Annotated in this window: 23 protein-coding genes and 2 pseudogenes; 5 read left to right on the forward strand and 20 right to left on the reverse strand. The window is 56.3% G+C overall.

The window, feature by feature from the left end; all coding sequences use genetic code 11:
- The 5 genes from LEPTO7104_RS41035 to LEPTO7104_RS0131925 form a co-directional block, all read right to left on the reverse strand.
- The gene (locus LEPTO7104_RS41035) at nucleotides 1-591 is read right to left on the reverse strand and encodes a hypothetical protein (RefSeq protein WP_196358218.1); all 591 of its coding nucleotides are present in this window, start codon (nucleotides 589-591) and stop codon (nucleotides 1-3) included.
- Nucleotides 546-1,034, reverse strand: a complete 489-nt coding sequence (locus LEPTO7104_RS0131910) for a hypothetical protein (RefSeq protein WP_017302633.1) — start codon at nucleotides 1,032-1,034, stop codon at nucleotides 546-548. The genes LEPTO7104_RS41035 and LEPTO7104_RS0131910 overlap by 46 nt, the downstream gene beginning before the upstream one ends.
- A gap of 27 nt (nucleotides 1,035-1,061) precedes the next feature.
- Nucleotides 1,062-1,658, reverse strand: a complete 597-nt coding sequence (locus LEPTO7104_RS0131915; protein WP_017302634.1) for a hypothetical protein — start codon at nucleotides 1,656-1,658, stop codon at nucleotides 1,062-1,064.
- Nucleotides 1,659-2,236: 578 nt separating this feature from the next.
- Entirely contained in the window at nucleotides 2,237-3,928 is a 1,692-nt protein-coding gene (locus LEPTO7104_RS0131920; RefSeq protein WP_017302635.1) for an ATP-dependent DNA ligase, read from the reverse strand.
- 35 nt (nucleotides 3,929-3,963) lie between these two features.
- Nucleotides 3,964-4,914 carry a succinylglutamate desuccinylase/aspartoacylase family protein gene (locus LEPTO7104_RS0131925; RefSeq protein WP_017302636.1) on the reverse strand — a complete coding sequence of 317 codons (951 nt, stop codon included), beginning with the start codon at nucleotides 4,912-4,914 and terminating at the stop codon, nucleotides 3,964-3,966.
- A 265-nt stretch (nucleotides 4,915-5,179) separates the two neighbouring features.
- On the opposite strand from LEPTO7104_RS0131925, the pseudogene LEPTO7104_RS36485 reads away from it, so the two are divergent.
- Nucleotides 5,180-5,557: pseudogene (locus LEPTO7104_RS36485) on the forward strand (NADPH-dependent FMN reductase); the annotation flags it as partial.
- A 17-nt stretch (nucleotides 5,558-5,574) separates the two neighbouring features.
- Here the strand turns inward: LEPTO7104_RS36485 and LEPTO7104_RS0131935 are convergent.
- A complete protein-coding gene (locus tag LEPTO7104_RS0131935) occupies nucleotides 5,575-6,774 on the reverse strand; it encodes an IS4 family transposase (RefSeq protein WP_026073254.1) in 1,200 nt (399 codons plus the stop codon).
- A gap of 311 nt (nucleotides 6,775-7,085) precedes the next feature.
- Between LEPTO7104_RS0131935 and LEPTO7104_RS39710 the strand changes: the two are divergent.
- Nucleotides 7,086-7,831: pseudogene (locus LEPTO7104_RS39710) on the forward strand (IS1 family transposase).
- 80 nt (nucleotides 7,832-7,911) lie between these two features.
- On the opposite strand, the gene LEPTO7104_RS0131950 reads toward LEPTO7104_RS39710, so the two are convergent.
- From LEPTO7104_RS0131950 to tnpA (LEPTO7104_RS0131965), 4 genes are all read right to left on the reverse strand, one after another.
- Entirely contained in the window at nucleotides 7,912-8,544 is a 633-nt protein-coding gene (locus LEPTO7104_RS0131950) for a hypothetical protein (protein WP_017302640.1), read from the reverse strand.
- Nucleotides 8,545-8,611: 67 nt separating this feature from the next.
- Nucleotides 8,612-8,809, reverse strand: coding sequence for a hypothetical protein (locus LEPTO7104_RS0131955; RefSeq protein ID WP_017302641.1), 198 nt, complete (start codon nucleotides 8,807-8,809; stop codon nucleotides 8,612-8,614).
- 31 nt (nucleotides 8,810-8,840) lie between these two features.
- Nucleotides 8,841-9,308, reverse strand: a complete 468-nt coding sequence (locus tag LEPTO7104_RS0131960) for a hypothetical protein (protein WP_017302642.1) — start codon at nucleotides 9,306-9,308, stop codon at nucleotides 8,841-8,843.
- A 33-nt stretch (nucleotides 9,309-9,341) separates the two neighbouring features.
- Entirely contained in the window at nucleotides 9,342-9,734 is a 393-nt protein-coding gene (gene tnpA, locus LEPTO7104_RS0131965) for an IS200/IS605 family transposase (RefSeq protein ID WP_026073255.1), read from the reverse strand.
- Nucleotides 9,735-9,771: 37 nt separating this feature from the next.
- Between tnpA (LEPTO7104_RS0131965) and LEPTO7104_RS0131970 the strand changes: the two genes are divergently transcribed.
- Entirely contained in the window at nucleotides 9,772-10,956 is a 1,185-nt protein-coding gene (locus LEPTO7104_RS0131970) for an RNA-guided endonuclease InsQ/TnpB family protein (protein ID WP_017302644.1), read from the forward strand.
- Nucleotides 10,957-11,085: 129 nt separating this feature from the next.
- On the opposite strand, the gene LEPTO7104_RS0131975 is transcribed toward LEPTO7104_RS0131970, so the two are convergent.
- The 3 genes from LEPTO7104_RS0131975 to LEPTO7104_RS0131985 form a co-directional block, all read right to left on the reverse strand.
- The gene (locus LEPTO7104_RS0131975) at nucleotides 11,086-11,559 is read right to left on the reverse strand and encodes a hypothetical protein (RefSeq protein ID WP_155524076.1); all 474 of its coding nucleotides are present in this window, start codon (nucleotides 11,557-11,559) and stop codon (nucleotides 11,086-11,088) included.
- Nucleotides 11,560-11,950: 391 nt separating this feature from the next.
- Nucleotides 11,951-12,610 (reverse strand): hypothetical protein, encoded by a 660-nt coding sequence (locus LEPTO7104_RS0131980; protein ID WP_017302646.1) that lies wholly within the window; start codon nucleotides 12,608-12,610, stop codon nucleotides 11,951-11,953.
- 83 nt (nucleotides 12,611-12,693) lie between these two features.
- The gene (locus LEPTO7104_RS0131985) at nucleotides 12,694-13,755 is read right to left on the reverse strand and encodes a hypothetical protein (RefSeq protein WP_051158650.1); all 1,062 of its coding nucleotides are present in this window, start codon (nucleotides 13,753-13,755) and stop codon (nucleotides 12,694-12,696) included.
- A 1,150-nt stretch (nucleotides 13,756-14,905) separates the two neighbouring features.
- Here LEPTO7104_RS0131985 and LEPTO7104_RS0131990 point away from each other — a divergent pair.
- Entirely contained in the window at nucleotides 14,906-16,555 is a 1,650-nt protein-coding gene (locus LEPTO7104_RS0131990; RefSeq protein ID WP_017302648.1) for a hypothetical protein, read from the forward strand.
- 7 nt (nucleotides 16,556-16,562) lie between these two features.
- Here LEPTO7104_RS0131990 and LEPTO7104_RS0131995 read toward each other — a convergent pair whose 3' ends face one another.
- The 6 genes from LEPTO7104_RS0131995 to LEPTO7104_RS0132020 form a co-directional block, all read right to left on the reverse strand.
- Nucleotides 16,563-17,354 carry an ABC transporter ATP-binding protein gene (locus LEPTO7104_RS0131995; protein WP_017302649.1) on the reverse strand — a complete coding sequence of 264 codons (792 nt, stop codon included), beginning with the start codon at nucleotides 17,352-17,354 and terminating at the stop codon, nucleotides 16,563-16,565.
- Nucleotides 17,355-17,613: 259 nt separating this feature from the next.
- Nucleotides 17,614-19,530 (reverse strand): protelomerase family protein, encoded by a 1,917-nt coding sequence (locus LEPTO7104_RS0132000; protein WP_017302650.1) that lies wholly within the window; start codon nucleotides 19,528-19,530, stop codon nucleotides 17,614-17,616.
- A gap of 170 nt (nucleotides 19,531-19,700) precedes the next feature.
- Nucleotides 19,701-21,017 (reverse strand): efflux RND transporter permease subunit, encoded by a 1,317-nt coding sequence (locus tag LEPTO7104_RS0132005; RefSeq protein ID WP_017302651.1) that lies wholly within the window; start codon nucleotides 21,015-21,017, stop codon nucleotides 19,701-19,703.
- Nucleotides 21,018-21,140: 123 nt separating this feature from the next.
- Nucleotides 21,141-22,508 carry an efflux RND transporter periplasmic adaptor subunit gene (locus LEPTO7104_RS0132010; protein ID WP_017302652.1) on the reverse strand — a complete coding sequence of 456 codons (1,368 nt, stop codon included), beginning with the start codon at nucleotides 22,506-22,508 and terminating at the stop codon, nucleotides 21,141-21,143.
- A gap of 110 nt (nucleotides 22,509-22,618) precedes the next feature.
- The gene (locus tag LEPTO7104_RS0132015) at nucleotides 22,619-23,197 is read right to left on the reverse strand and encodes a YdeI/OmpD-associated family protein (RefSeq protein WP_017302653.1); all 579 of its coding nucleotides are present in this window, start codon (nucleotides 23,195-23,197) and stop codon (nucleotides 22,619-22,621) included.
- 69 nt (nucleotides 23,198-23,266) lie between these two features.
- Entirely contained in the window at nucleotides 23,267-23,929 is a 663-nt protein-coding gene (locus LEPTO7104_RS0132020; protein ID WP_017302654.1) for a DUF2461 domain-containing protein, read from the reverse strand.
- 225 nt (nucleotides 23,930-24,154) lie between these two features.
- Here LEPTO7104_RS0132020 and LEPTO7104_RS0132025 point away from each other — a divergent pair, with 225 nt between their 5' ends.
- Nucleotides 24,155-25,021, forward strand: coding sequence for a LysR family transcriptional regulator (locus LEPTO7104_RS0132025; RefSeq protein WP_017302655.1), 867 nt, complete (start codon nucleotides 24,155-24,157; stop codon nucleotides 25,019-25,021).
- 30 nt (nucleotides 25,022-25,051) lie between these two features.
- On the opposite strand, the gene tnpA (LEPTO7104_RS0132030) is transcribed toward LEPTO7104_RS0132025, so the two are convergent.
- Nucleotides 25,052-25,444: an IS200/IS605 family transposase gene (gene tnpA, locus LEPTO7104_RS0132030; RefSeq protein WP_026073255.1), complete on the reverse strand. Its 393-nt coding sequence runs from the start codon at nucleotides 25,442-25,444 to the stop codon at nucleotides 25,052-25,054.
- Between the last annotated feature and the right edge of the window lie 74 nt (nucleotides 25,445-25,518).

Raw genomic sequence — 25,518 nt, forward strand, 5'->3', positions numbered from 1 at the left:
CTATTGGTTCTGGGCAACACCAGCACCGAGAAAGAAAACAAGTAGTATCAGAATGCAGACCAGTATTCTTCCAGAGCCTCCATACTCTTCATTGCTTGAAGACTCAGACCTAGACCTTGAGCTAGATATTGAGTTGGCATCAATGTGAATTATTGGGTTCACTTCAATGCGCGGAGAGAAGGTGGGCGAAAAAGTATTCCGAGGAGAATACCGATAACTTAACTCTGGCTGAACGATTGAAACTGGCGGCGGGGCAAAGCCAGAATTAGGCATTGTGATTGGAGAATGGCTAGAGCCTGAGAAGTATGGAGTAGGAGGAGTTGAGTAGTAATTGTTGATGGTTATTTGACTAACCAAATTCACAATACCTGGGTTCCGAGATAAGTCCCTGTCCTCTAAAACAACAGCCTCTAGAACATCTGGCCGTTCTGCTGCCGCTTGAAGTTTGTTGTAGTTGTTTCGAGTTTGCCTAGCAGGCGGCAATGCCTGGTAAACAGCGTCAACAATTTCAGCGGGCTGGTAGGGAGTAATTGCCCCTTGCTGGCTCAAGGCATTACCTTCAAAAGCTGTTCTTTGATCATCTCGTAGCATTTTCTAGCCTTTTCCTTTGCGGTTGGTGTATGGGCTTGAAAGGTGTTCTTGATCTTTTGGCCAACGCCTCTTTGGCTACAGGCAAAGCCAACAGAAATTGCAATGGCCAATAGCCAAACTACGCCTGGTATATGGACAGGTTGATCTGCAAAAGTTTGAGCAGTCTTAGGTTTGGGAGGATTGGCAAACGGGTTTTCTGCTGAATAGTAGTCATTACCAGCAAGGCCGATTTGCCCATCAGGCTGTACCTCAATTGCTCTGGCCTTGCCTAAAACCTCATTCCAGTCCAAGGTCTGGAAGTGATCTTTAGGTAGCTGGCCTGTCTCAATTTCCTTTTGCACAATCGCAATGAAACCTTGTAAAAATTCGGTTTCATCAGGGGTGCAACCAGATAGCAAGAACTGATTGCCTTGGTCAGTAACATGGCATTGGTCCTGAGTCATAATCCTAGAATTTCACTCCAAAAATTTTTAGCTTTGTCTTTGCCGCAATCCGTCGATTTTGGCCTTGGTATCCATGGCGCGATTGAGCCGTTCCATGTCAAGGGCAGTAAGGATCGAAGACTCGGTTTGGGCCTGCACAAGAACTAGCTTCAGTTCTTCAAGCTCAGAATCGAGCCGAGCGGCTTCCTGCCCACGGGTCAGCCATTCTTGCCGTTGCGTTTGAGACGCTGCCTTGATCGTGGCTGAAAGCGTAGCTACCACCCCACGGGCCTGCTGGTAGAAGGTATCGAGCTGGGAGGCATCTTGAAGGCTGAGGATGGAGCCTGTGTTGAAAGTGGACTCGTCGCCAAAGCCGGAAATGTTTAGCTTTTGCTCTCGCTCATCAACGACGCTAACGCTGACCGGCTGGGGAGGCTCAATGGGCGAGTAACCCTTGAATGCCAGCAGTTCGTTGATGTCCTTCAGGTCGTAGGCCTTGGCCCCTCCAGGGGCCTTGTGGGCGCGGCTGGTGAAAGAATTTTCCCCGTACTCCGCTTCGTAATCGTTCACGTAATCGGTTAGCGTCTGGCGGCTGGGCAAGCCATCCATGCGGCCCAGGTCAGATAGGCTATAGCGCTGCTGCATGTCGTTCCTCCTGTCGGCTGCTGTCGTAAGATGCTGTCGGTTAGCGTAAGGTGCAGTTGTAAAGAGCTGTCAAAGGCTGTCGTATCGCCCATGGTGCAAAGGTGCGTGGGCTGTCAAGAGTTGTCGCCTTTCGGTTACAACTCAAGATAGAACAGGCTTACCAAAAGAGTCAACCCTTTTTTAGGTCTTTTTTAGGTCTAGCAGCGGCGTCAAAATCTGAAGCCTATGTAGGCCAAGGTTTTTGCAGGCCCCCTATCAGTCTCGAAAACTGTTTGGGGGTCAAACCTCACGAGGGTTCGAATCCCTCCCTCTCCGTTCAAAGCATTTTCCGTTCAAAGCATTGATTTATAACAGGTCCAGGGTTCACTCACCTGAGCACTCTCGACTAGCTTGAAGACCAGTGCCAGGATGGTGTCCTTGGAAACACAGCCTCGGATCTTGTAGGTTTTGACGCGCACGGTGGCAAAGGTGGACTATTCAACCCCTATCGGCCCGGCCAAAGCCTAGCCGATGGCCAAAGGGGCTGAGGTGGCGAGCGAGCTTAACCCAACGCGGCCTGAGGAAATAGCTGCCGTTGGCTATGAAAAGCTAGCCAGCAGGGCTTTTGCGGCGTCTAAGGTGTCGGCTTCGGCGGCGGGCTTGTCCTGGCGCCAGCGCAGAATGCGGGGAAACCGCACCGAAATGCCCGACTTGTGGCGGGTCGAGGTGGCAATGCCCTCAAAGCCGATCTCAAATACCTGGACGGGGTCAACCGATCGCACTGGCCCAAACCGCTCGGTGGTGTGGCGGCGAATCCATTTATCGAGCGCATCAATTTCGGCATTGTCCAGCCCGCTGTAGGCCTTGGCGAAGGGCACCAGGGTTTCCCCCTGCCAGAGGGCAAAGGTGTAGTCGGTAAACAGGTTGGCCCGCTTGCCGCTGCCCGCCTGGGCGTAGATCAGCACCGCATCCAGGCTCATGGGGTCTACCTTGTACTTCCACCAGTAGCCGCGCTTGCGGCCCACCAGGTAGGGGCTGTCGATCGCCTTCACCACCAGCCCCTCGGCCCCCTGCTGGCGAGAGTTTTCGCGCAGCTCCGCCAGCTCGGCAAAGGACGTGAAGGACAGGGGAATGGACTGGTGCAGGTTGGGGGCTGTGTGGACGGCGAGGAGCGTGGTGAGGGAGTGGGTGCGATCGCGCCATTCTTTCTCTCGAATATCGACTCCGCCGTACTCCAGCAGGTCGTAGGCGATGAAGTGCACCGGGCTTTCTTCCATCACCTTTTTGCTGACTTTTTTGCGGCCCAGGCGCTTTTGCAGGTGGTTAAACGACAGCGGCCTGCCGTCCTGCCAGCAGAGAATTTCCCCATCCAGCACTGTGCCGTTGGGGAACCCCGCCATCATTGCCTCCACCTCGGGGAACTGGGGCGTGACTAAATCTTCCCCCCGCGACCAGATAAACACTTGATCGGCCCGCTTGATCACCTGGGCGCGAATGCCGTCCCATTTCCACTCGGCCTGCCAGCGATCAAACTCCTCGGTTTGAAACTTGGCTTCGTCCAGGGAGGTGGCCAGAAAGAACGGGTAGGGCTGGCTGGGGGCATTCTGCATGGCCTCCTGGCTGGTCAGGCTGGTGTAGAACTCCACTGTGGGGCTAAAGTCGCCCATCAGCCGGTGGGTCAGCACGGCTTCGGAAACCCCCGTGGCGGCGGCGAGGCCTTTGATCACCAGCTTGGCGGATGCCCCCACCCGAAAGGCCCCGGTGAGAATTTTGTTGAGCACGAAAACTTCGGTGTTGTCCAGCGCCGCCCACCAGGAGACGATCAGATCCCGGCGCTCCTCGTCGGTTTCTACGGATTTCGCCATCGGGATGATCTCTTCCATCCACTGGTGTAGGGGGATTGGGGAGGGGGAGGGTAGGGAAGGTGGGGAGGGTGGGGAGGGTGGGGAAGAGGGGGAAGGTGGGGAGGGTGGGGAGGAGAGGGAGGGTGGGGAAGGTGGGGAGGGCAAATCTACGTCGCGCAGCAGGAGTGCGATCACTTCGGCGGAGTCGCCTACCTGGGCGTAGCAGTCTTTAAACAGCCATTCGGGAATGTCGGAAATTTGCAGAAACACATCCCGCAGCACCCGCGAGGTGACAGTGCGGCGGCGGGTTTTGCCCAGCAGCAGGTACAGCGCCCAAACCTTGTCGGCGGGGTCGGCGGCCTGGAAGTAGGCTTGCAGCGATCGCACCTTCTCGTTGGTGGAGGTGGTGGCGTCTATATCCTGAAAAAGCTGGGTGAATCGCTGCATGGGTAGGCCGATGGGCGCGGGCTGCTTTGCTCATCCTACAAGTCTTGCTCGCCCTCTGCCGCCAGGCTGGCGATGTGGACCAGGGCATCGCCCTGGTTGACCAGCGGGTTTTGGCCGTGGCCGATCACAATGCCCGCCATCGAGCTGCGCACCTGCACCGGTTTATCGCCAAAGGTGTCGCTGATAAAACCCAGGCTCTGGCGCTGCTGGATGGTTTCTCCAAGGGCGATCGCGCGGTGCCAGATGCCGCTGCGCGAGGCCCGCATCCAGCGGGTTTTTTGCGCTTCTACCGTGGCGGGCGGCGGGGAGGCAAGGGGGGCGACCATGCCTAGGTAGGCCATCACCCGGTAGATGCCCTCCACCCCGGTTTGAATGGCGTTTTCGTCGAACCGCAGGGCCTCGCCCGCCTCGTAGAGCAGGGTGGGAATGTGGCGCTTGGCGGCGGCCTGGCGCAGGGAGCCGTCGCGGTGGGAGGCGTGGAGCATGACCGGAGCGCCGAAGGCCCTGGCAAAGTCGTAGGTGGCGGCGTCTTGCAGATCGGCCCGCACCTGGGGCAGGTTAGTGCGGTGAATGGCGGCGGTGTGCAGATCGATGCCGTGGGTGCACTGGCTGACCACTTCTTTCATGAACAGGGCCGCCAGCCGACTGGCCAGCGACCCCCGCACAGACCCCGGAAACGACCGATTTAGATCCCGGCGATCGGGCAGGTAGCGGGACTGATCCAGCAGGCCAAACACATTCACCACCGGCACCGCAATCACCGAGCCGCTGAGGCGGTGCGGCTTCAGCTCTTTGACCACCCGCCGAATGATGTCTACCCCGTTGAGCTCATCGCCGTGGATGGCGGCGCTCAGCCACAGCCGGGGGCCGGGCTTTCTGCCGTTTACCACGGTGATAGGCAAAGACAGCATATTGCCGGTCGTCAGCCGCGCCACGGGCAAATCGAGGCGCAGGCGCTTGCCCCGGGGCACCGTTTCTCCCCCCACGGTGAGAGGTTCAGAGGGCAAAACTGGGGCGGGTGGGACGGGACTAGCCGCCCCCACCCGTTCGAGGTGGTCGGGGGAATTTTTCACCAATTCAGTCTCCCACGGCTGGGGAGGCCTTGTTTTTCGCCACTATAGCGAATCTTCTGGTTCCGCAGACAGATGCCCAGCCCTCTGATGCCTGGTAAGAGAGAACAGGTGCCAGTTGACAGAACGCCAAGAACTTTATTAACTTGAAGTCATTACGATTATGATTTAGGAGATGAGCATGGTCAAATTTGTGGGCATAGCCGGAAGTTTACGGCCCAATTCCTACAGTCAGATGGCGCTGGGGCTGACCTGCGATCGCCTCCGCGCCCTGGGGGCCGAGGTGGAGCTATTGGATTTGCGCGAGATGGATCTGCCCCTCTGCCACGGCGGCAAGGAGTATCCCGACCACCCCGATGTGGAGCGCCTGCGCCAGGCCTTTCTAGAGGCTGACGGCTTTGTACTGGTGACGCCGGAGTACCACGGCAGCGTCAGCGGCGTGCTCAAAAACGCCCTCGATTTAATGAGTTTCGACCAGCTCGACGGCAAGGTGGCGGGCATGATCAGCATCCTCGGCGGCCAGTCGAACAGCAACGCCCTCAACCACCTGCGCACCCTTAACGGGTGACAACATACCTAAAGCGCTTGCTGCATCAGGGATAGAGCATAGAAACCTCGCTGAAAATAGCGGTGTTTGTGGGGTTTGAGTGCTATCAGGTGGCGCGCCCAGTCGGCCCATAATTCCATGGCATAGATCCAGCGATGGCCATAGAGGCCGAGACTAAAATCACTCTGGCGAGGCGTCTTGTCGTGGTGCTCTTGGATACGCCCAGCATACTGCTCTACCCCGAGGTGTTTCATCTGCTGCCCATACATCGTGGCCCAACTGTAGGCCAAGGCGATCAGCAACACTAAGGCTAAAAACCGAGAGTCATTTACCTTGGCATTTTCCAGGTGATAGCCGCCCGTCTTGCAATCTTTGAAGAACTGTTCAATGCCCCAGCGACACCGATAGACCGCTAAGGTTCGTGCCAAGGTAGGCAAATTAGACAAGATATACCAGGGCTCTTTAGGCCCCTTTTGGCGGTACTTTCGCTTCCAATAGACGGCTAAGTTAAAGGGGCCAAGGCCATCGCCTTTATTGCACAAAATGCCCTGATAAAACCGAGACTGTCCTGGCTGGAAGCCCAGGTCTCTGAGCACACGGTAGTCGCCTTCAGAATCGGTTTGGAAATGAAGCGCTTTTTTCTGCCGGAGCGCAAAGAACACCCCTCGCTTATCCAACCAGGCCGCCAGTTTAGGGCTATGGAACTCCCGGTCACCCAGCACGAGCACCGGATAAGACTTGAACAAGGATAGGGCCGTTTTGAGGAGTCGCTGTTGCGTTGTTAGGTCACTACTGCCCGTCTGCCCTAACAACTCCCAATAGACGGGTAAGGCGTGAGTCCCCCATACCACGCTGACCATAAAGATATTCCGTCCTCTCCATTCCGTGCGGTCGATAGCCAGAATCCAATAGCCATATTGATGATGTTTGAGCGTTCTTAGACGGCGGCGTTGGTCGCGGTTCAACCCCCGTCCCGTTTGCACTTGCCGAATCCAATACTTGAGCAGTGGAAACCACAGCACCTTGAGGGTAAGTTTTGGCAGCGCTAAAAATCGCTGTAAGTTGCGTTTTCGACTTTGATACTGAATCGGCTGAGGAAAGACGTTGGCTAACACCGAGAGTTTGACCTGTCGGTGGGCCTGTAGCAATAGCAACAACAGCTGCAAGGTCAAGTACTGGGCTTCACTCAGGTGGGTGCGAAGGGTGGTTTGGTAGAATGCAGGAAACATATTGATTAGGGGGAGCCGCATTGGGGTTCCCTATTTTTTTGCCCCTCCATTGTCTCAAACCCCTATACCGTATGATGTTGATGGCCCTTGTCACCCGTTAAGGAGAACTCCATAGATCTGCCAGATAATCATTTCAAGGCTTTCATGCCTGTTCAGAGGAATTCTATGGTTACTCTACCAAGTATTGCCATCCAGGCCAAAATTTACGAAAGCTCTAATTCCCTGGTATATCGCGGTACTAGAGAAGAGGTAATGTTCTAGACCTGTGGAACCGGCAAAATAGATGGGATCTTTTGTCCTCGGTTTTTCCTATGGTCCTAGAACCCATCTGTTGCCCCCGCTGTCACACCACCGATGTGGTCAAACATGGCAAAAGTGCTGAAGGCAAACAGCGCTATCGCTGCCGTAACGCGGAGTGTACGCGCGCCTCGTTTATTCTTAACTACAGCTACCGGGGCTACTTGCCCCGAGGTGAAACAGCAGATCGCGGATATGGCCGTCAACGTTAGCGGCATTCGAGATACCGCTCGGGTCTTGAAAGTTAGCCCCACAACCGTGATTGAGGAACTCAAAAAAACATCGCCAGCTTGAGAGCGTCAATCGCCCGCTGTTGGAGTCGATGACGACTCCGCCGACCACAGCCATGGTTGTTCGAGTGGAGGAGGCCGAAATGGACGAGATGTGGAGCTTTGTCCAGTCCAAACGGCAACAGCGCTGGCTCTGGCACGCGATCGACCACCAAACGGGAGCCGTCCTGGCCTATATCTTAGCTCCCCATGAGGATCAAGCCCTCAAGACGCTGATGGCGCTGTTAACGCCCTTCGGCATTCAGCAGTTTTACACCGATAGCTGGGGCGCATACTTACGGCTCCTTGACGCCAAGCAACACACGGTGGGTAAAGCCAACACTCAGCGGATTGAACGCAAGCACTTGACCTTGCGGACGCGGATCAAACGCTTGGCTCGTAAAACCATTTGCTTCTCCAAATCGGTTCTGATGCATGATACGGTGATTGGGCTATTTATCAATCGCCATGAATTTGGGCGAGTAGTATGACAGGGCTTCAACAGGTCTAGAACACTACCTGCACCCTCGAACATGCAGCCTGGGCATCGTCGATATTATGCTCTAACTCACTATTCCTTTTCAACGGCCTGTCGAATCCGTTTCAAACCCTGCAAAATTCCATACAGTTCTTGATTAGACGTCAGTGCAGCAAACACTCGCGAGAAATTGTATTGCCTACCCGGAGTCTGGACCAACTTTACAAATACCGAATCATCCCCATTAGTCATCAGCCCATAGCTCGGTAAATCAGGGTAAGGATTTGCCATCAGGTACGCCAAGGTTTGCGGCAAAGCCGACCAGACCGAGAGGGCAGTTTTTTTAGACTCCAAAACAATGACCCAAAACTGATCCTTGAGTACTAGCGCATCCAACCGTCCCTGCAACACCTCTTCAGGATCGGTCAGGGTAATTTGTACTGACTCCTCCGCTTTTAGCCTAAACGGCGGATCGTAGAATCCTGCCAGGGTTAATAGCGGGGACGCAAACAAAAGAGTTACCGTGTTTTCTAAAAGCTGACCCTGGGAGCGCTGATAAAGATAGCGGCGGCGCATCTCCGCTAGACCTGTTTTCTCGGCCTTGGTCAAATTTGGTAAGTCCACACACCATTCTGGGAAAAAGGCTTCCACCTCTGTGCGACTCAGGTGAAATCGCGCTTCCGCTTCTGCCAGGGTGACGATCGCTTCAGTAATGGCAACGGACATAGTTCATTCAGCTACTATGCTCTCATTTTAGTGCGATCGCATCTACAGCCCTCTCTCTCCCCAATCTTTAATCCGCCTGAGGGGGCGTCTGCACCGGCTCCAGCCCCTCGACCGACGGAGGCAGCGGCAATGACACAATTGGCAATTGCCCTGCCGCGCCGGGCAGGTTGCCACTGGGGTTGTAGGCTGCCGCCTTTTCAATCACCACCGATCGCGTTACTTCATCCCCTGCCGCATTGCTGGTGCGTAGTTCAATCCGCTCCACACCGGGAGTGGTGCTGAGGTTGTAGGTAATACTAAACCAGCACCGGAATTTTGAGTCGCGAGCCTGGATAAACGCTGAGATCCTGTAGCGAAAAAAAGACTCGCAGGTCTTTGGTGGGTCTGAGAATTTTAAGGTAGATCGTCTCGACGGCCTCCAGGTCGGCCAGCTCCGTAGAAAAGATCTTGATCTGGAGGGGAAGGGTGGTGCCGTAGGCCGGTAGCGGTGCTTTCAGCAGATTGACATGGAAGCGGGTGCGGTCGCCCGGTGTTTTTTTGGTACAGACATTGGGTTCCACGGTGTACCAGGTGGCTGGGCTGGGGGGGGGTTGACCCTCGGCCTCTAGCTCCAGGTGAAAACTCACGAAATGTTCGGTTGTATTGACCACTGTGACCGTCAGGTCTGGGTCGGCAACATCCTTATCCCTGGCAAAGTCGTGGCCGTCGCCGGGAGAAAAGACAATTTGTTTGGTAGAAAGCTCTACTTTAGGGATATGCGTCACTGACCAAAAGCGATGGGTTTCAAGCCCCGCCCTTTAGGGCGCACCCTTTTGGTCTTTGATGTACTGCTTCAAAACCTCAATGGGGGCACCGCCAACCGACACGGCGAAGTGGCTAGGACTCCACAGAGAGGTCTTGCCCTGGGGCTTGGGTAGCCCAGCTTGGCCATACCGCCGACTGGAAACGCCCTTCATCGCGTTCACCATCTGCGAGATAGCCAGTTTGGGCGGATACTCAATCAGCATGTGAACGTGTTCAGGCTCCCCGTTGAACTCCAAAACCTGAAAGCACATCTTGCTGGCCACCGACTCGCAGGCCGTTTTGATGAGAGCCAAGCTGTCGGCGGTCAGAACCTTTTGCCGATAGTTGGTCACGAAAATAACGTGAGCCTTGAGGTCTGAAACGCTGTGCCTTTCTCGTCTATACACGGTTGCTTTTGGTTGCCGACCAACTTATAATAGCAGGATGAAAGCACGGTATCAGTACAGAATCTATCCGACCGACCAACAGCGCCAAGACCTAGCTAGGCTCTTTGGTTGTTGCCGGGTCGTTTGGAATGATGCGCTGGCACTGTGCCGACAATCAGAAAAGCTGCCCAGCCCTACTGAACTTCAGAAAATCTGCATCACGCAGGCGAAGAAGACGGTAGAGAGGGAATGGCTTTCTGAGGTGTCCAATATCCCCTTGCAGCAATCTATTCAGGACTTGGGCGTTGCGTTTAGCAACTTCTTTAAGTCGTTGAAGGGAGAGCGCAAAGGGCCGAAGATGAAGCCGCCTCGGTTTAAGAAAAGACTGAATCAGCAATCTGCCCGGTTCAGGAAAGGAGGGTTTTCGCTGAAGGGTGCCAAGGTCTACCTGGCCAAAATTGGGGACATCAAAACCAAGTGGTCGAGGCCGCTGCCCTCGGAACCCAGCTCCGTCACGGTCATCAAAGACCCATCGGGGCGTTACTTTCTGAGCTTTGTGGTTGAGATAGAGCCTATTCAAGTTGATGCTGAGAACCAAGGCATCGGAGTGGATTTAGGACTCAAAATCTTTGCTGCCCTGAGTACGGGTGAGAAGGTTCAATCCCCTGGCTATGCCCGCCTAAACCGCAAGATTCGCCGCGAACAGCGCAAGCTGGCTCGGCGGGTTAAGGGGTCGAATCGACGTGAGCGAGTCCGGTTAAGGATTGCCAAACTCAAGGCCAAAATCAGCGACATTCGCAAAGACTTCCTGCACAAGCTGTCTACCCGCCTGGTGCGAGAAAACAGCGTTGTGGCACTGGAAGATCTGAACGTGTCGGGGATGGTCAAGAACCGCTGCTTAGCCCGCGCCATTAGTGAGGCGGGTTGGGGTACGTTCAGATCCATGTGTGAGGCCAAATCCACGATGGTTGAGGAGCGGCAAACGATAGTGATTAATCGCTGGGAGCCGACTTCTCAGATCTGCTCTGAGTGTCGCTATCGCTGGGGCAAACTAGACCTCTCTGTGCGAGAGGTGGTCTGCCTGAACTGTGGATCAGTACATTGCCGCGATGGCAATGCCTCAAAAAATATCGAAACGGCGGGGCTGGAGCTAGCCCACGCCGCTAAACGGACGGGGAGGGCATGTAAGACTGGCTTGCCAGCAATGCCTGATGAACCGTCTACTTGTCCGGGTGTAGCTTGATGCTATGTCCGGCGAATCTCCGTGCCTTTAGGTCGGGGAGGATGTCAATCTCTATCACTCTGTAGCTGCCTCAAACCCGAAACCCGCCCACCTGACCTAGCTCACAAGCTGCCGAAACTGATGGTGCCGCTAGCCATAGTGCAGTAGGTTAATGCCCAGTTCATGCCCCTTACGAATTTCGCTACGGCTGAGGCGATCGCCGCGCCATCCGTCCACCAGGCTGCCCTCAATTACCATCAGCCCTTGATCCCAGTACAGCTCCAGGTCACGCTCTCCCAGCCGAGGCCAGGTATTAAACAAAAAGGGCTGTCGTCGCAGGCTGTGGTGTAGGGGAACTGGCTGTAGGTTTAGATCCCGTTTCACGCTCTCGAGGCTGCGCCGTAGCTCAGCATCAAGGGCTGGAGTTTCGAGCAGCAAGCTGCCATGGCGGTGGATAAAGTTTCTCAGTCCATCCAGCTTGTTGGTCTGGTATGAACCGTCGGCCCCGACCAGCGATTGAGCGGAACCGTAAAGGATCTGGGGTAGAGTTACCTTTTCTTCTAAGGAAGACCGCACTGGCGTTTCATCAAACCTCGCCTGCATCTGGGGGTAAAGACCGGGCATAGCCTCGGTTGGCGTTGCTGGATGAGAGTATGAATTGTCTGATTAACGAGGCCCAGGCGTCACAGCCCTCGGTTCACACCTGTAATCAGCAACGCCCAATCTCTGCATACCAATTCCCGATACCCTGCGCCATTTGTTAGGGAATGAAAAAGAGGCGGGTTCCCTAAGAACATTCCCTAACAAATGGCGTAAGTTCGAGCCCGGTAAGGCTTTAGTGAAGCTTTGCTTTTGCCAGAGGTACGGAAATGCCGGGTGGTCAGCGGTTTTCAGCCGAGGGGAAGCAATGAACCACCTGCTTGAATGCGATGCTCCACAGGAACGGCTTTGCCAACCCTGAGCGCTAGCTATGATCTAGGCCAGAAATCATAAAGCCTATTGGTTTTGTATTTGCTTAACTAGCCAAGCGCTGCCAAAGGCGCGATATCTCAGCCAACAGAATTTGAATATTTTGAGTGAAGGCACGATGCTCGGTGTCGTTAGACTCTCGGTTGCGCCGCATTTCTACCAGTTGCTCGTCAAGGCTCTGCCGCCAGGCTAAGCGATCGGCCCGGGCTTCTTCTAGCAGGGCTTCAAACCGCTGGTTGTGTTCTTCGTGCAGTTCATCGAATCGCACTCGGTCGATGCCCTGGTTATGAGCATTGTCTTCAATGCGTACGGAGAGGTCAGCTCGGGTAGAGCTGGTGGCTTCTTCGGTATCTATGGCGACCTCTTCAATGCGAGTGGCCCAAGCTTCTACTGCCCTAGCATTGCTGCTAGCGATCGCCAGAGTGCTGTCAACCTGAATCTGGGTTTTTTCAAGTTGGGCTTGAGTCCTTTCAACCTGAGCTTCGGTTCTTTCGAGCTGGGTTTGAGTTCTTTCAACCTGAGCTTCGGTTCTTTCGAGCTGGGTTTGAGTTCTTTCAACCTGAGCCTGCGTTCTTTCAATCTGAGCCTCAGTGCTGAGCAACTGGGCCTGTATCTGCTGCTGACCAGTATTGAACGCGGCTTGCCCCTCAGCTAATGCCGCAAGGATAGCTTCTATGCGATCAAGTCGTTCAACACTGGCAGTCATAGGGATAATGTCGCTGGTCGATTAACTCATATTAATACATAGGTATCGAGAAAACCAGACTGTGAGCTAGCATCCAAGCGAGTCTAGCCTTGGGCTACTTTATTGTCTTCTGTCACCACCCCGAGCTTTTCGGGGTTGATCTGAAATTGAATATTGGCTGACTTCTTTTTCCCAGGAATCTCCTGTGCTCCGAGGAGATAGCCGTCTTCTCTCAGCTCTTCAACGGTGCGCCAAAAAATTTGGTTGTTTCGGGACGAATTGCGGCCCAGCAGGTCTAAATTTTTAAACAGATATCGCTTTGAAATACTCAGGTATTGTCCATCGTGCAGCCGATCCCACTTCATGCGGCTGGCGAGATAGACCATTAGTTTGGTTTTGTAGTCGTGTTTGGTGTTGCCGCCGAGCTTCTGGCTGATGTCTAGACTGTTGGCAAACAGCACGTAGTCGCCAGTGCGGGCGGGGCCATCGAAAAACTCTAGGGAGATGGTGTAGGCATCGGCCAACTCATAGGTGTAGTCGGCAGCCTTGAGCAGATCGAAGTTGCGGGGAACATTCTCAATCTCGTAGTCTTTGATGCGCAGCACGCTTTTGATCGTGACCTTTGCGCCCAGGTTGTCGCCTTTGCGCAGAGACTGGGCGAACACTAGCTCAGTGCGGTGGAGCGCTACCAGGTCACGGTGGAGCTGCGATCGCAGCTTTGAAGCAAAGCCACCATCCTTCGTGCGGGTATACCCCAGAGCCTCCAGCAGGTCATTTGACCGAAACGAGACCAGGGGGCCATTGCCCTGCTCGGAGGCCAGACGGTAGAGATACAAAACGATGGATACCTGGCGCGGGTTGAGAAAGGTCAGCAGAGCCATCAACAACCGCTCTATGCGCCGGTCTTGAATTTTCTCAATGCCCTTGCTTACCCCCAGGTCAACAAACGATTGTAGATCGAGGTTTGAGCATTGGGCCTGAAGTTCTTCCCATTCTTCCTCTGAGACGTTCTCAAGCGGTACTCGCCGGGTAACGGCTACCTCAGTGGCATCTCGCCCATCGGCCTCGACCCGCATTTCCAGGTAGTAGCCATCGCCATCGGAGCGGAGGATGGGCAACTGGACATCTGGGTTACTCAACGATGCCCCAGCTCGCGGCAGCACCATCAGGAGCTGCCCATCGACGGGGAATGTCGTCTCTTCGCTAGAAGTTGTAGAGAGATTACTCAACCGGAGTTTCTACCCTCGCAGGCGATCGCAAAATCGAGTTCATTCTAATGAATAACTTGACGGAGTGATCACCCAGGTAGAGGGCCTGTAACTCCGGCGTATGTTTTTGTCAGTTGAGCCTGTAACTTTGGCGTATGGTTTTGCCTATAACTCCGGCGTATGGGGAAGAAAGCCCCTGTAACTTTGGCGTATGGTTTTGCCTATAACTCCGGCGTATGGTCTTTGAATATCAACCATTGGAAGATCTTTCTATACCTTGATCCCGACAATAGAGCCTGTAACTTTGGCGTATGGTTTTGCCTATAACTCCGGCGTATGGAGCAGAAAGTGCCTATAACTTTGGCGTACAGTTTTGCCTGTAACTCCGGCGTATGTAAGCCCTGTAACTCTGGCGTATAGGCCTTTTTGAGGTATTGAGAAGATTTTTGGGCAGTGTTAACCTTTGGCGAATGTTCGATGGGAGAACATTCGCACTATTCACCTGAACCCACGAAGGAGGTGCTCAGACCAATCACAGATATCTCTATGCCAAAAGACCCCAGCTGCAGGAACAGCTAAGGTCTTTCGCTTAAAACTCCACTGCGGGAAGCAATGGCAACACCCAAGAAAATGCTTTGGCGAGCAGCTTGAGGGTTGTCGATAGAGTTATGCGTTCATTTTAGGCTGCTAGATCGGATTCATCAAGGGCTGCTGTGCTCTTGATTGCTTTTGTGCTTGTTTACGGCAGTAAGCGAGGGGTTTTTGTATGCCTATGCGTAGCTATTGCTTAGAAATGCTGGGGTAAAGTCCCAACTATTCTGGCGATTGCTATGGCTTAGGCAATGTCTAGAAGACATCCTACTCAGTAGTGGGCAATGCCCAGCCTACGGCTACCTTGGCAGGCAGGACCTACGGAAATTTCTCGGAATCAACGTCTATGTCATCGCGCAAGCGTCGTGCTTGTTTTGCAGCTGGGACAGCTGTGTGGTGGCCAAAGCTGGGGATATTTACGTCAAGAAATTACCTAACAAAATCCGTACTATCTAGGCTCTAAATACGCAGATTTGCTCCCGCGCACTGACGTTGCGCTCTGGGACTATCAATCGGCGTGAAAACCTTACAACCTCGGTTCACTTGTGTAGAAGAGCAGGAAAACCGCTTTCTGAGCCTGTGGCCCCATCGATTTGACTACATTTGGGCCGAACAAACCGCACCTAACGAGAAGCCAGCTTGGCAGACCGAGTCGCGTCACCCTCTTAGCGATCGGCTGATTTTGCAGGGGGGCTTTCTCTATGGGGTTCGCTTTGGCCGCACTACGAAGTATATGCTTATTGACATTGACAGGGGGAGTCGATACCACCCCGCCGCTGACCCCCAGGCACTGCGTCGAATTCAGCATGCGCTGGAGCCCCTGGGGCTGCCGTCGTGCATCATGCTCACATCGAGCTATAGCGGCGGGTTGCACCTCTATTTTCCCTTTGATCAACCGCAGGTGAGTTGGGAAATTGCTCTGGGGATAACCACTCTGTTGCAAAATGCCGGGTTTAAATGTGCGCCGGGCCAGCTTGAGGTGTTTCCAAATCCAAGGAAGTTTTCTGCTCCGGGCACTGGTGAGGTTTCTCTCTATGCAGCTCACCGGCTACCGCTGCAGGCTGGGTCGTATATTCTCAACAGCGATCTCGAACCGGTTTACAGCTCGCAAGAGCGGTTTGCTGACCTATGGCAGCGCACAAGTATCCACAACACGATTGATAGTCAGCTGCTTAAACAAACTCTGAAAAGTACGCGGCGGCAGGAATACCGCATTACCACCAAGGCCGAGACGTTTCTCAATGACCTCAATGCTGAGATTGAACCTGGGTGGACTGGGCCGGGGCTGACTAATCGCCTGTTGGGCAGAATTGCGATGCGAAGCTATGTGTTTGGCCATGTGCTCTATGCCCAGGCACCGCTGGTAGGGGAGGCGCTAGTGGCAGATATCGTTCGGGTAGCGCGAGAACTGCCGGGGTTTTATGAGTGGAGTAACCACGTTCACGAAATTGAGGAGAAAGCAAAGGCTTGGGCTAGGGCGGTTGAGCAGAGCCACTATTACCCCTACGGCGTGAGCAGAACCCCCAAGGTAACCCCCACGATTGGACTCTCAGCTTATAACCAGGAGAAAGCAAAACAGGCCCGAGAGAAGATTCGACTGGCGATCGCTACCCTGCTCGACGAAGGAAAACTCCCCATTACGGTGAAGGAGCGGTTCACTATATTGACCCGGCAGTTCTCGATTGGTGGGCCAACGCTCTATAAGAACAAAGATCTGTGGCACCCAAATCATCTGCGGGGAGCTGACTCTGGGGAAATCCCCCCCGACCCCCCCGATGATTTAAAGATGACTGCGGGGCAGAAGCGCTTTGGGGCGCTCTGCCCCGCAAGTCACCCAAGCTTATTGGGTGAGGAGGTGCGTAACCCGTTGCCAGAGAAGGGCTGTGGCGCTTGCGATCAGGCTGATGGGCCGCTTGAGGTGTGTAACGCGAAGACGGTGCAGTTTTCGCTGGGTCAGATCAGGGAGGCGATCGCGGCGGCTCAGGAGCAGCGTCGGCAGCAGCAGGCCCAGGCAGAGGCAGCACAGCGGCAGATGAAGCAGCAGGCTGCCCAGCAGGCGATGATTGACCGCATGAATGGGTATTTGGCCTCTGAGGACCCTATTTTGATGGGTGAGGCGTTGAGGTGGATGCGATCGCGCCCAGAGTACCGAGAACTGTTGCTATAGGGATTGATCAGAGCATGAGCGTACTGCTAGGCCGCCTTGACCTCGATACGGGGTCAGTGATGATGCGGCTCTTAAGGGCAAACACCTGCTCGACCATCGTCTCGGTTACAACTGTGGTGGGTTTTCCCTGGGCGATCACCTGTCCATTGCGCAGAGCGACCAAATGATAGCTGTAGCGGCAGGCCATATTCAGGTCGTGAAGCACTATCACAATGGTGCGCTTGGCCTTGCGGTTGAGCAGGTCGAGCACTTCGATTTGATGGGCTAGATCCAGATAGGTGGTCGGCTCATCTAGCAGTAGGGTTTCGGTATCCTGGGCTAGAGCCATGGCAATCCAGGCCCGCTGGCGCTGGCCACCGGAGAGGGTGTCGAGGGGGCGGTTGGCAAACTCGTGTAGGTGGGTGGTGGCGATCGCCTCTTCCACTTGCAGCTCATCATCCTTCGGCCACTGCTGCAGCCAGCTCTGGCGCGGGTAGCGGCCCTGGGCAACCAGTTCCCGCACGGTTGGTCCTTCTGGCGCGGCGGGGCTTTGGGGCAAAATTCCCAGGCGTTTTGCCAGTTCTTTGGTGGGCAGGTGGGCGATCGCATCGCCATCTAAATACACCGTACCCCCCTGGGGCTTGAGCAGCCGCGCCAGCCCCCGCAGCAGGGTCGATTTGCCACAGCCGTTTGGCCCCACCAGCGTGGTGAGCTGCCCCCTGGGGAATGGCAAGACGAGCCCCTGAATGATCACGTTGCCGTCGTAGGCCAGGCTGAGCTTACGGGCGGTGAGGGCGATCGCGGTGGCGACATCTAGCATAGCTATTGGGATTAGTTGCTAATAAATCCAGGCTTATTGTAGGGGATAAGAGGGGCAGTTGAAGCTTGAATGCTAGATTTTAGACCTTTCCTGATATTCAACGCCCGACATCCACCCCTCTCGTTTCCCTTGACTTCTTAGCAGGAATCGTAAACTATTGACATTGATTCCCAGATGCAGGGTAGGTAACACCGAGTCAAAGATTTAGACTTTACCCAACATAAAAGGCACTCACGATTCCAGGTGAGTAGTCTGTAGTTTAGCTTCTAGGATTATAGAGACCTTCATTTTGAAGTTTATCTGCGGCGAATTTGAGGAAGGGCTCGGTTCTACCCTTGTTATGGGTTTTGAGGGAGTCCTGCCCGAGGGATTTGTTGAAAGCCTCAATGTCATCCTCAAGATCAGTGGTAATGGCCTTAATGGCGGCGGCATGAACGCCGACGGCCTTAAGTAAGGCCCCGGAGAACTTGACGGTCGCCTCGGGATGCTCCTGAGCCCACAGTTGAGCGAGCTCAAGGAGCCGCACGCCGCGCTGATAAGGCTTAGTGGCTTGGGCCTTGTCGTGGTCGCCGTCCTCCGCCTCCGCCCGAATGGGTCCGGGCGCCGCCGGTGCTGGCGCCGATGGCACAGCCCCCTCGCCATCGAGTCCATCCTCCTCCCGGTCAAACTCAAAGGCAAAGAAGCGCTGAGCAGCCTGGAGCTGATTAGGGTCAGCGGCGATCGCCTTCAACTCATCGAGCATCGCCAGTAGCCGCGCGTGTTCGCCCTTGAGTGCCACAAACGCCGAATCATCACCCTGACCCCCACCGCCTGCGCGAGCGAGCCTGTCAATGGTTGCCGCCTGAGCCGAGATGGTCTGGGCCTGAGTCGAGATCGTCGCCGCCTGGGTTGAGATCGTCGCCCATACCGGGTCCCCCTCCTGAGACTCACTCATTGTTGCCATTGCCTTTGAATCAACCACGGCCAGTGCTCCTTCGGTGTCTATACAAGGTGGTTCAATCTCTGGTGCATCCAGCTCATCAGGCGGCAGCGGAATCGGACCACTCGCCGCCAACTTCACCCCCCGCGCCGTCAGGGGCTTCCCATTACGCGTCAGATAATATTGGTAGTAATGGCCCGTCACCGACGCATTGCCCGTAGTCGTGTCATCGAGTAGCACATGGCCCAGGAGATGCTGAGCCAGACGCTGCTCCGCCATATTGGCCGGGCAGAAGAAGTGGAGCGCGATCGGCACATAGACCGCCCGGCAGCGGTGAATAGAAATATTAGTAAACCCCTTCGGCGTCGGCAGTACCTCATCCAGCACCTTCACCACCCGACGATTCACCCGAGCATTGAGCGCCTCCATCCTGGGGTCATCTGAGGCGACCCCATCAAGGTCATGAATGTCAGCGGAGGCCCGGAGCGTCTCCACCGCCAGCAAGACATCCTGGGCGGGCACCAGGGTCAGCACGTCATAGGCAGGCTTCGCCGCCTTCTGCTGGCCGGTAAAGCGCAGCAGGTAGGGATGCCCCTGGGGAATGAGCTGAGCCATCTCCCCGACCTGGGGTTGGAGCTGCCCGAGGCTGACGACTTCGGTATGGCGCCGTCCGGTCACGGCCGCGATCGCGATGATTAAGTCGATCGGGTCATTCGAGGCCAACAGGAGATTAATTTTGCCCATATAGGCATCGAGGTCGACGGGCTGGCGATCGTCCTGTCGAGCATTGGCATTTTGGGTGGTAGCGGCTCTGAGCTGGGCCTGTACCTCAATAGGGTAGGTAAACCCGTCTAACGCATAGTGCCGTGCCTCAGAACCGCTGCTGGGCTCCCCCGGTGATGGATTGCGCTTCGTCCAGCGCCGAGGGTAGGAGTTTTTGCCATTGAGGGTAATGCGCCCCGCCTCAATTGCGGATTTAATCGCTTTTGTGTAGCGGGGGAAATAGACCGAATTGATGCTGCTGCGGGGATAAGCCCTCTCCAAAAGCGCCTGCTCCGCTGCACAGAGTCGGTCAATGGCCGCTTTTGTGTCGGTACCGAGAGTATTCATGTCCACCAGCTTGGCTACGAGGATCGCGATCAACTCCTCCAGCTCTTTTTTGGTGAGTTTAGTGCGATCGCGGTTGTCGATACGCGCCTCCATAGCCGCGACGATTTCGGCGCGGGTGGTATCGAAGGATTGAGCTAGAGAGGCCATGGTTATGGACAGTTGAACGGAAACGGCATCATCTACAAGGTTTAATTATAGCAGTCAATAAATCTATATCGGTCAACCTGGCGTTTTTGGCTAGGTGAGTTAGGCGTAGCCCGGAGTGGAGGAGGCCAGGGCCATGGGGGATGGATAGAATAGCGCCATGGAATTTCACCTCAGCCCCTGGCCTGTGCCAGGGGCTTTTTACGGCTCAAATTCCCACAGGTCAGCGAGTTGATAACGGAAGCGGTGTTTTCGATATCATCCGTGCCTTCTACTACCACGATCGCATTGTCGATCAGCAGACCCAGGGCAATGATCAGCCCCGTCACCGACATCTGGTGAATGGGCACCCCCAGCCCCGTCATCCACACAAACACCGCAAACACGGTCAAGGGTAGCGCCGCGCCCACCACCAGGGCCGACCGCCAGCCCATGGTCAGCAGAGTTACCCCCACCACCAGCGCGGCCCCCAGCCGCAGGTTCACTCTCAGCGTGCTGATGCGCGTCTCCACATAGCCGCTCTGGTCAAAAATCACCTCCAGGGCCATGCCGTCAGAGAGGCGACTGCGAAAGTCATCCAGCACAACCTGGGTGCTGGCCCTCCACTGGTCAATGCGTTGCCCCGACTGCATCATCGCCCCCACCACCACGGCGGGCCTGCCCCCTACCAGCGCTAGATTGGTCAGCGGGTCGCGCAGCCCCCGGCGCACCTGGGCAATGTCGCCCAACCGGGCAAACTGCCCGTCCTGGGTGCGAATGGGGATCTGGCGAATCTGCTCGGTGCTCTCCAGGCCGCTGTCCACCTCAATGGCCAGGGTCTGGTCGGGCGATCGCAGCTGCCCGGCGCTGGTCTTGGCATCGCTCAGAGCCACCTGGTCGGCCAGGCCTTGGGCCGACAGCCCCACCGCCACCAGTTCCGGCGCGTTAACTTCCACCAAAATTTCTTCCTCCGGGCGGCCAAAGAAATCCACATCCTCGGTGCCGTCAATACCCCGCAGGGCCACCCCCAGCTCCTCGGCGTAGCGGCGCAGCAGGGCGTAGTTCGGCTCCCCCGGCAAATCCCAGGTCAGCGCCGCCACCACGGTATAGGCTTTAACCAACACCTCCGCCAGGTCAGGGGCGCTCGTCCCCGCCGGGAACCGGGTGGCCGCCTCATCCATCTCGTCCCGCACCCGCGACCACACCGGGGCCGTGTTGGTGACCGAGTCCACCAGCTCCACCGTCACCGACGAAAACCCCACCCGCGAGTCCGATTCAAGCACGTCAATGTCTTCGATTGTCGCCAGCTCCTCCTCCAGCACCCGAGTCACCAGCGCCTCTACCCGCTCGGCACTGGCCCCTGGAAAGGCGGTGGTAATCACGGCTACCCGCGACACCAGCTGCGGGTCTTCCTGACGCGGCAGCGACTGGTAGGCCGACAGCCCCCCGGCGACGATGAGAACGACAGTGAGAATCAGCAGACGAATATTGGTGAAAAAAGGGCGAACCATGGGGTGTTGGGGGAGTAGATGGGTCGGTGGGTGGATGGCTGAGACGTAGGGCGGGCACGGCCCATCAACAGCTTTTGGGGTTGATCAGATCGCCTGACAGGGATTGCCTGAAAACCCTGGGATCTAGTCATTGAGCAACCTGACCTGCTGCCCCGGCACCAGCCGATGGACGCCGCTAGCGACAATGCGATCGCCCCCTTGCAGCGCCCCCTGCACCAGCACCCGGTCGCTCTCCTGGTGCAAAATTTCGACCGCCTTGGGCTGCACCTGGTACCCGTCGGACTCAGCGGCGGGCACCACGCCGTAGGCGCTCCACAGGCCGCGAATATCCTGGGTCAGCGCCTCAATCGGCAGCCATAGACCGCTGGTCGGCACCGCCTCACTGAGAGTTACCCGAACGGTTTCGCCGGGGCTAACGCGGGTCAGGGCCTCCGGCCCTAGCTGAAACACCACCACCTGGGTGCGGGTGTCGGGGTTGACCTCCGGCAGCACCGCCTTCACCGTGGCAGGGAAGCGCTCGGTGTCGGCCTTCACCGTTACGGCTGCCCCAGGGCGCAGGCGGCTGGCGGCGCTGGTGGGCATCCCGATGCGGGCTTCGGGGGCAACGCTTTCCACCAGGCGCACCACCGTCTGCCCGGCCCCGACGACTACGCCCTCATCCACCTGCCGGACGGCAACGATGCCATCGAAGGGTGCCCGCAGGGTGCTCTGGTTGAGATCCACATCGATGCTGGCGATGCTGGCGTCGAGCTGCTGCACCACCGCCTGCTGGGCCGCTACCTGCTCGGGGCGGGTGCCGTTGAGCAGTTCGTCCAGGCTGCTCTGGGCACTGTCACGGCGGGCGGCCAGGGCATCGACCCCAAAGGCAAATTCGTCGAGCTGTTCCTTAGAAATCGCCCCCTGCTCGTAGAGAAATTCCCGCCGCTCCCGCTGCTGCTGTTGCAGCGCCAGCTGGTTGTCCACATCGCGCACCTGGGCCTGGGCGGCGGCGATCGCCTCCTGCCTGGCCCCCCGCTGAAGCTCTAGCCATTGAGCCTGGGCCTGAGCCAACTGAGCTTCGATCTGGCGGCGCTGGGTGAGCAAACTCTGGGTATCGAGTAGGGCCAGCGGTTGCCCCGAAGAGACGCGATCGCCCTCGGCCACCAGCACCTCAACCAGCTCGCCGCTGCGGGTGAAGCCCAGATCGCTGCTGCGCCGGGCGGCAATTTTTCCGGTATAGGCGCGGGCCACCTCGTAGCTGCTCACGGCGTCCACCGTCAGGGTTTCCACCGCCAAAACGTTCACCGCGTCGGGTTCAGCGGCCTCTGTCTCCTGGGCCACCAGGCGACTTTGCACCAGGGGAATGCCCACCGCCAGCAGCAGCCCGGCGGCCCCCAGCCCCACCCACCAGCGGCGGTTTGAGGAGGGGTTGGGCCGATCTGGAGCGCAGGGATGAACGCCAGAGAGATCTTCCTCCGGCAGGGTTTTCTCTGGCAGGGAGCTGTCAGACATGGGGCGTCTCCAAGCAATGGGTTAAAGGTTGCGAAAATTGGGCTAAAAAGGTGGGTGTCGCGGCGCTAGACGATGATGGGCCGTGCCCACCTTACGGTTTAAAAAATCACCTACATTTGCGGAATCTTCTGATTTTGGGCAGCAAAAACGGCGGCTTTTTCAATCCGTTGGGCGCGGGTTTTTGTCGTCTTGGCCAGCTTGATCCAGCGCAGCACGTTGCGCCGATAGGACGGGGCAGAATTCTCGAAGATTTCCCGGGCGGACGAGTGTGAGCCCAGCGCTGCCATCAGGTCTTCAGGCATGATCAGGGCATCGACATCGTCCATGAAATTCCACAGACCATTGCGCTTTGATTGGGCGATTGCCTCCAGCCCAGCCGGGTGCATCTTCCCGGCTTTGATCAGCTTTTCAGCTCTGTCTTTGTAGCTTTTGGCCCAGTGCTGCACCTGGCGCGGTGAGATCATCTGCATGGTGCGATCGCCATCGAGCTGACGGCGAATGCCGTCAACCCAGCCAAAGCACAGCACCGCATCGAGAATGTCTTGAACCGAGACGTATTTTTCGCCCACGTGCTTTTTGTAGGTCACCAGCCAAATGCTCTCTGGTTGCGCGTGATTTTCCTCCAGCCACCGCCGCAGCTGCTGGGGCGATGTCACCTCGACTTGTTCAAAATTTTCGGTTTTGATCATGGCAAAACAATTCCTTAGCCATCAAAGGCGTCATCGCCCAGGTCGGCGCACCAGTGCTAACCCGCCTGCTCAAATGCGGCCAAACTCCAGCAGCGCAGCGCAGCTTTTGGCGTAGTCCACAATGCAGTCCACAACGTCGCCATCGAGCCACGCCCCGCGACCGAGATGCACCAGGGTGACGAAACTTTTGAGCTTGATATAGTCGGCGTAGTCGTGCCCGGCATAGGCGTCATAACCGCGCGGCATTTTAGTCAGTTTGTCCTCGGCACTGAAGGACAATCCTGCTGCCTCCAAATCCTTGATCACCTTGGCAAATTCGTCAGGCTCCTCAACAATTTTGTCGCGAATGGGGCCAAGGGCGGCGGGGCTAAGCTTGTAATACCCGCAGGCAATCAGGCCACCGGACGCTTCGAGTTGCACGTAGACTAATCCCTCTTTTTCGGCCTTGGTGCCCGAGGGGGTGAGAACGCCGCTGACGTGGGTGCTGTAGGGCGATTTGTCCTTAGAAAAGCGCACGTCGCGGTTTTGTCGAAACATGGTTTTTGGCCCGCCCGCCAGGGGCACAGCCGTCTCCGCCAGGATGTCCGTAACCAGTTCCAGCATCGTGGCAAAAGGCTGGCGGACGTAGGTGTCAAACTCATCGCGGTGCTCGTCGTACCAGGCTTTTTCGTTGTTGGCCGCCAGCCCTTCGAGCAGGTCAAAGGTTTTGGGCGTGAAATGGAGATCCGTCATGGGTGTAAGCAAAGCAAAAGATGAGTGCAAACCAGCAATGTTGACGTTGTGATGGGGGTAGTAATCTGACTCTTTCGAAGCACGGTTCTCCCTCGAACTCACGTGTCTGATGGAAAATCAGCGGTATAAAAATCTGCATTAAAACCGCGCTAATCAATATGTAACATGGTATTAATTTCAAAACAAATATCAATTTTTAATTGACCTATATTTCTTTTGGTATCGATGAACCTAAAAACCCTGACGGCCTTCATTGCCCTGGCGGAAGAACTGCACTTTGGCCGCGCTGCTCAGCGCTGCGGTATCTCGCAACCGGCCATCAGCCGTCTGCTGAGCGAGCTAGAGGCCGATATAAACGTAAAGCTGCTGCACCGTACCTCCCGCGAGGTGTCACTGACGAGGGCTGGACAGGGGTTCCTCGACTCGGCCCGCAAGGCGATAGCCTATGCCGACATGGCCGTGCGGGCGGCCCAGGCGGGGGCGGTAGACGGCATCGATTCGCTGACCGTGGGCATGGTGATCGGCACCGAGCAGCCAACCGTGGGCAAGCTGATTGCCGAGTTCAAACGCGCTCACCCCGAAACCCGGGTGGCCCTGCGGCGCATGGACGAGCGGGACATCGGCGCGACGCTGACCAGCGGGGCAATCGATGTGGCGATCGCCTGGGATGTGGCCATTCCCACTGGCCTGCACCATCGCCCTTTGGGCAAGGTGGCCCTGGCGGTCATGGTGCAGTCAGGCCATGAACTAGAGCAAAAAGAGTTTGTTACCTGGGCCGACCTGGCCGGGTATCCGATTATTCTGCCCGATCGCGATCGCCAGCCGATTATCTATGACCACTACAAGCGCTATACCGCTGAAGCAGGCTTTAAACCGCTGATTGCCATCGATGTCTCTACCATGGCCGATACCCTGGCGATGGTGGCTGGGGGAGTAGGCGTGGGCAATGCTCCCGTGGTGCCGGGGTTGCGCTATCCGGGGGTAGCGATTTTGCGACAGGAACCGCTGTTTGAGTTTAACTACGAGCTAGTTTGGGCGCACACTAGTCCTGCGGTAGAAAGCCTGCTGAACCTATTTTGTAATTCACTTTGACCAAAAGCGATGGGTTTCAAGCCCCGCCCTTTAGGGCGCACCCTTTTGGTCTTTGATGTACTGCTTCAAAACCTCAATGGGGGCACCGCCAACCGACACGGCGAAGTGGCTAGGACTCCACAGAGAGGTCTTGCCCTGGGGCTTGGGTAGCCCAGCTTGGCCATACCGCCGACTGGAAACGCCCTTCATCGCGTTCACCATCTGCGAGATAGCCAGTTTGGGCGGATACTCAATCAGCATGTGAACGTGTTCAGGCTCCCCGTTGAACTCCAAAACCTGAAAGCACATCTTGCTGGCCACCGACTCGCAGGCCGTTTTGATGAGAGCCAAGCTGTCGGCGGTCAGAACCTTTTGCCGATAGTTGGTCACGAAAATAACGTGAGCCTTGAGGTCTGAAACGCTGTGCCTTTCTCGTCTATACACGGTTGCTTTTGGTTGCCGACCAACTTATAATAGCAGGATGAAAGCACGGTATCAGTACAGAATCTATCCGACCG

Source organism: Nodosilinea nodulosa PCC 7104 (assembly GCF_000309385.1).
GTDB classification, from domain to species: domain Bacteria; phylum Cyanobacteriota; class Cyanobacteriia; order Phormidesmidales; family Phormidesmidaceae; genus Nodosilinea; species Nodosilinea nodulosa.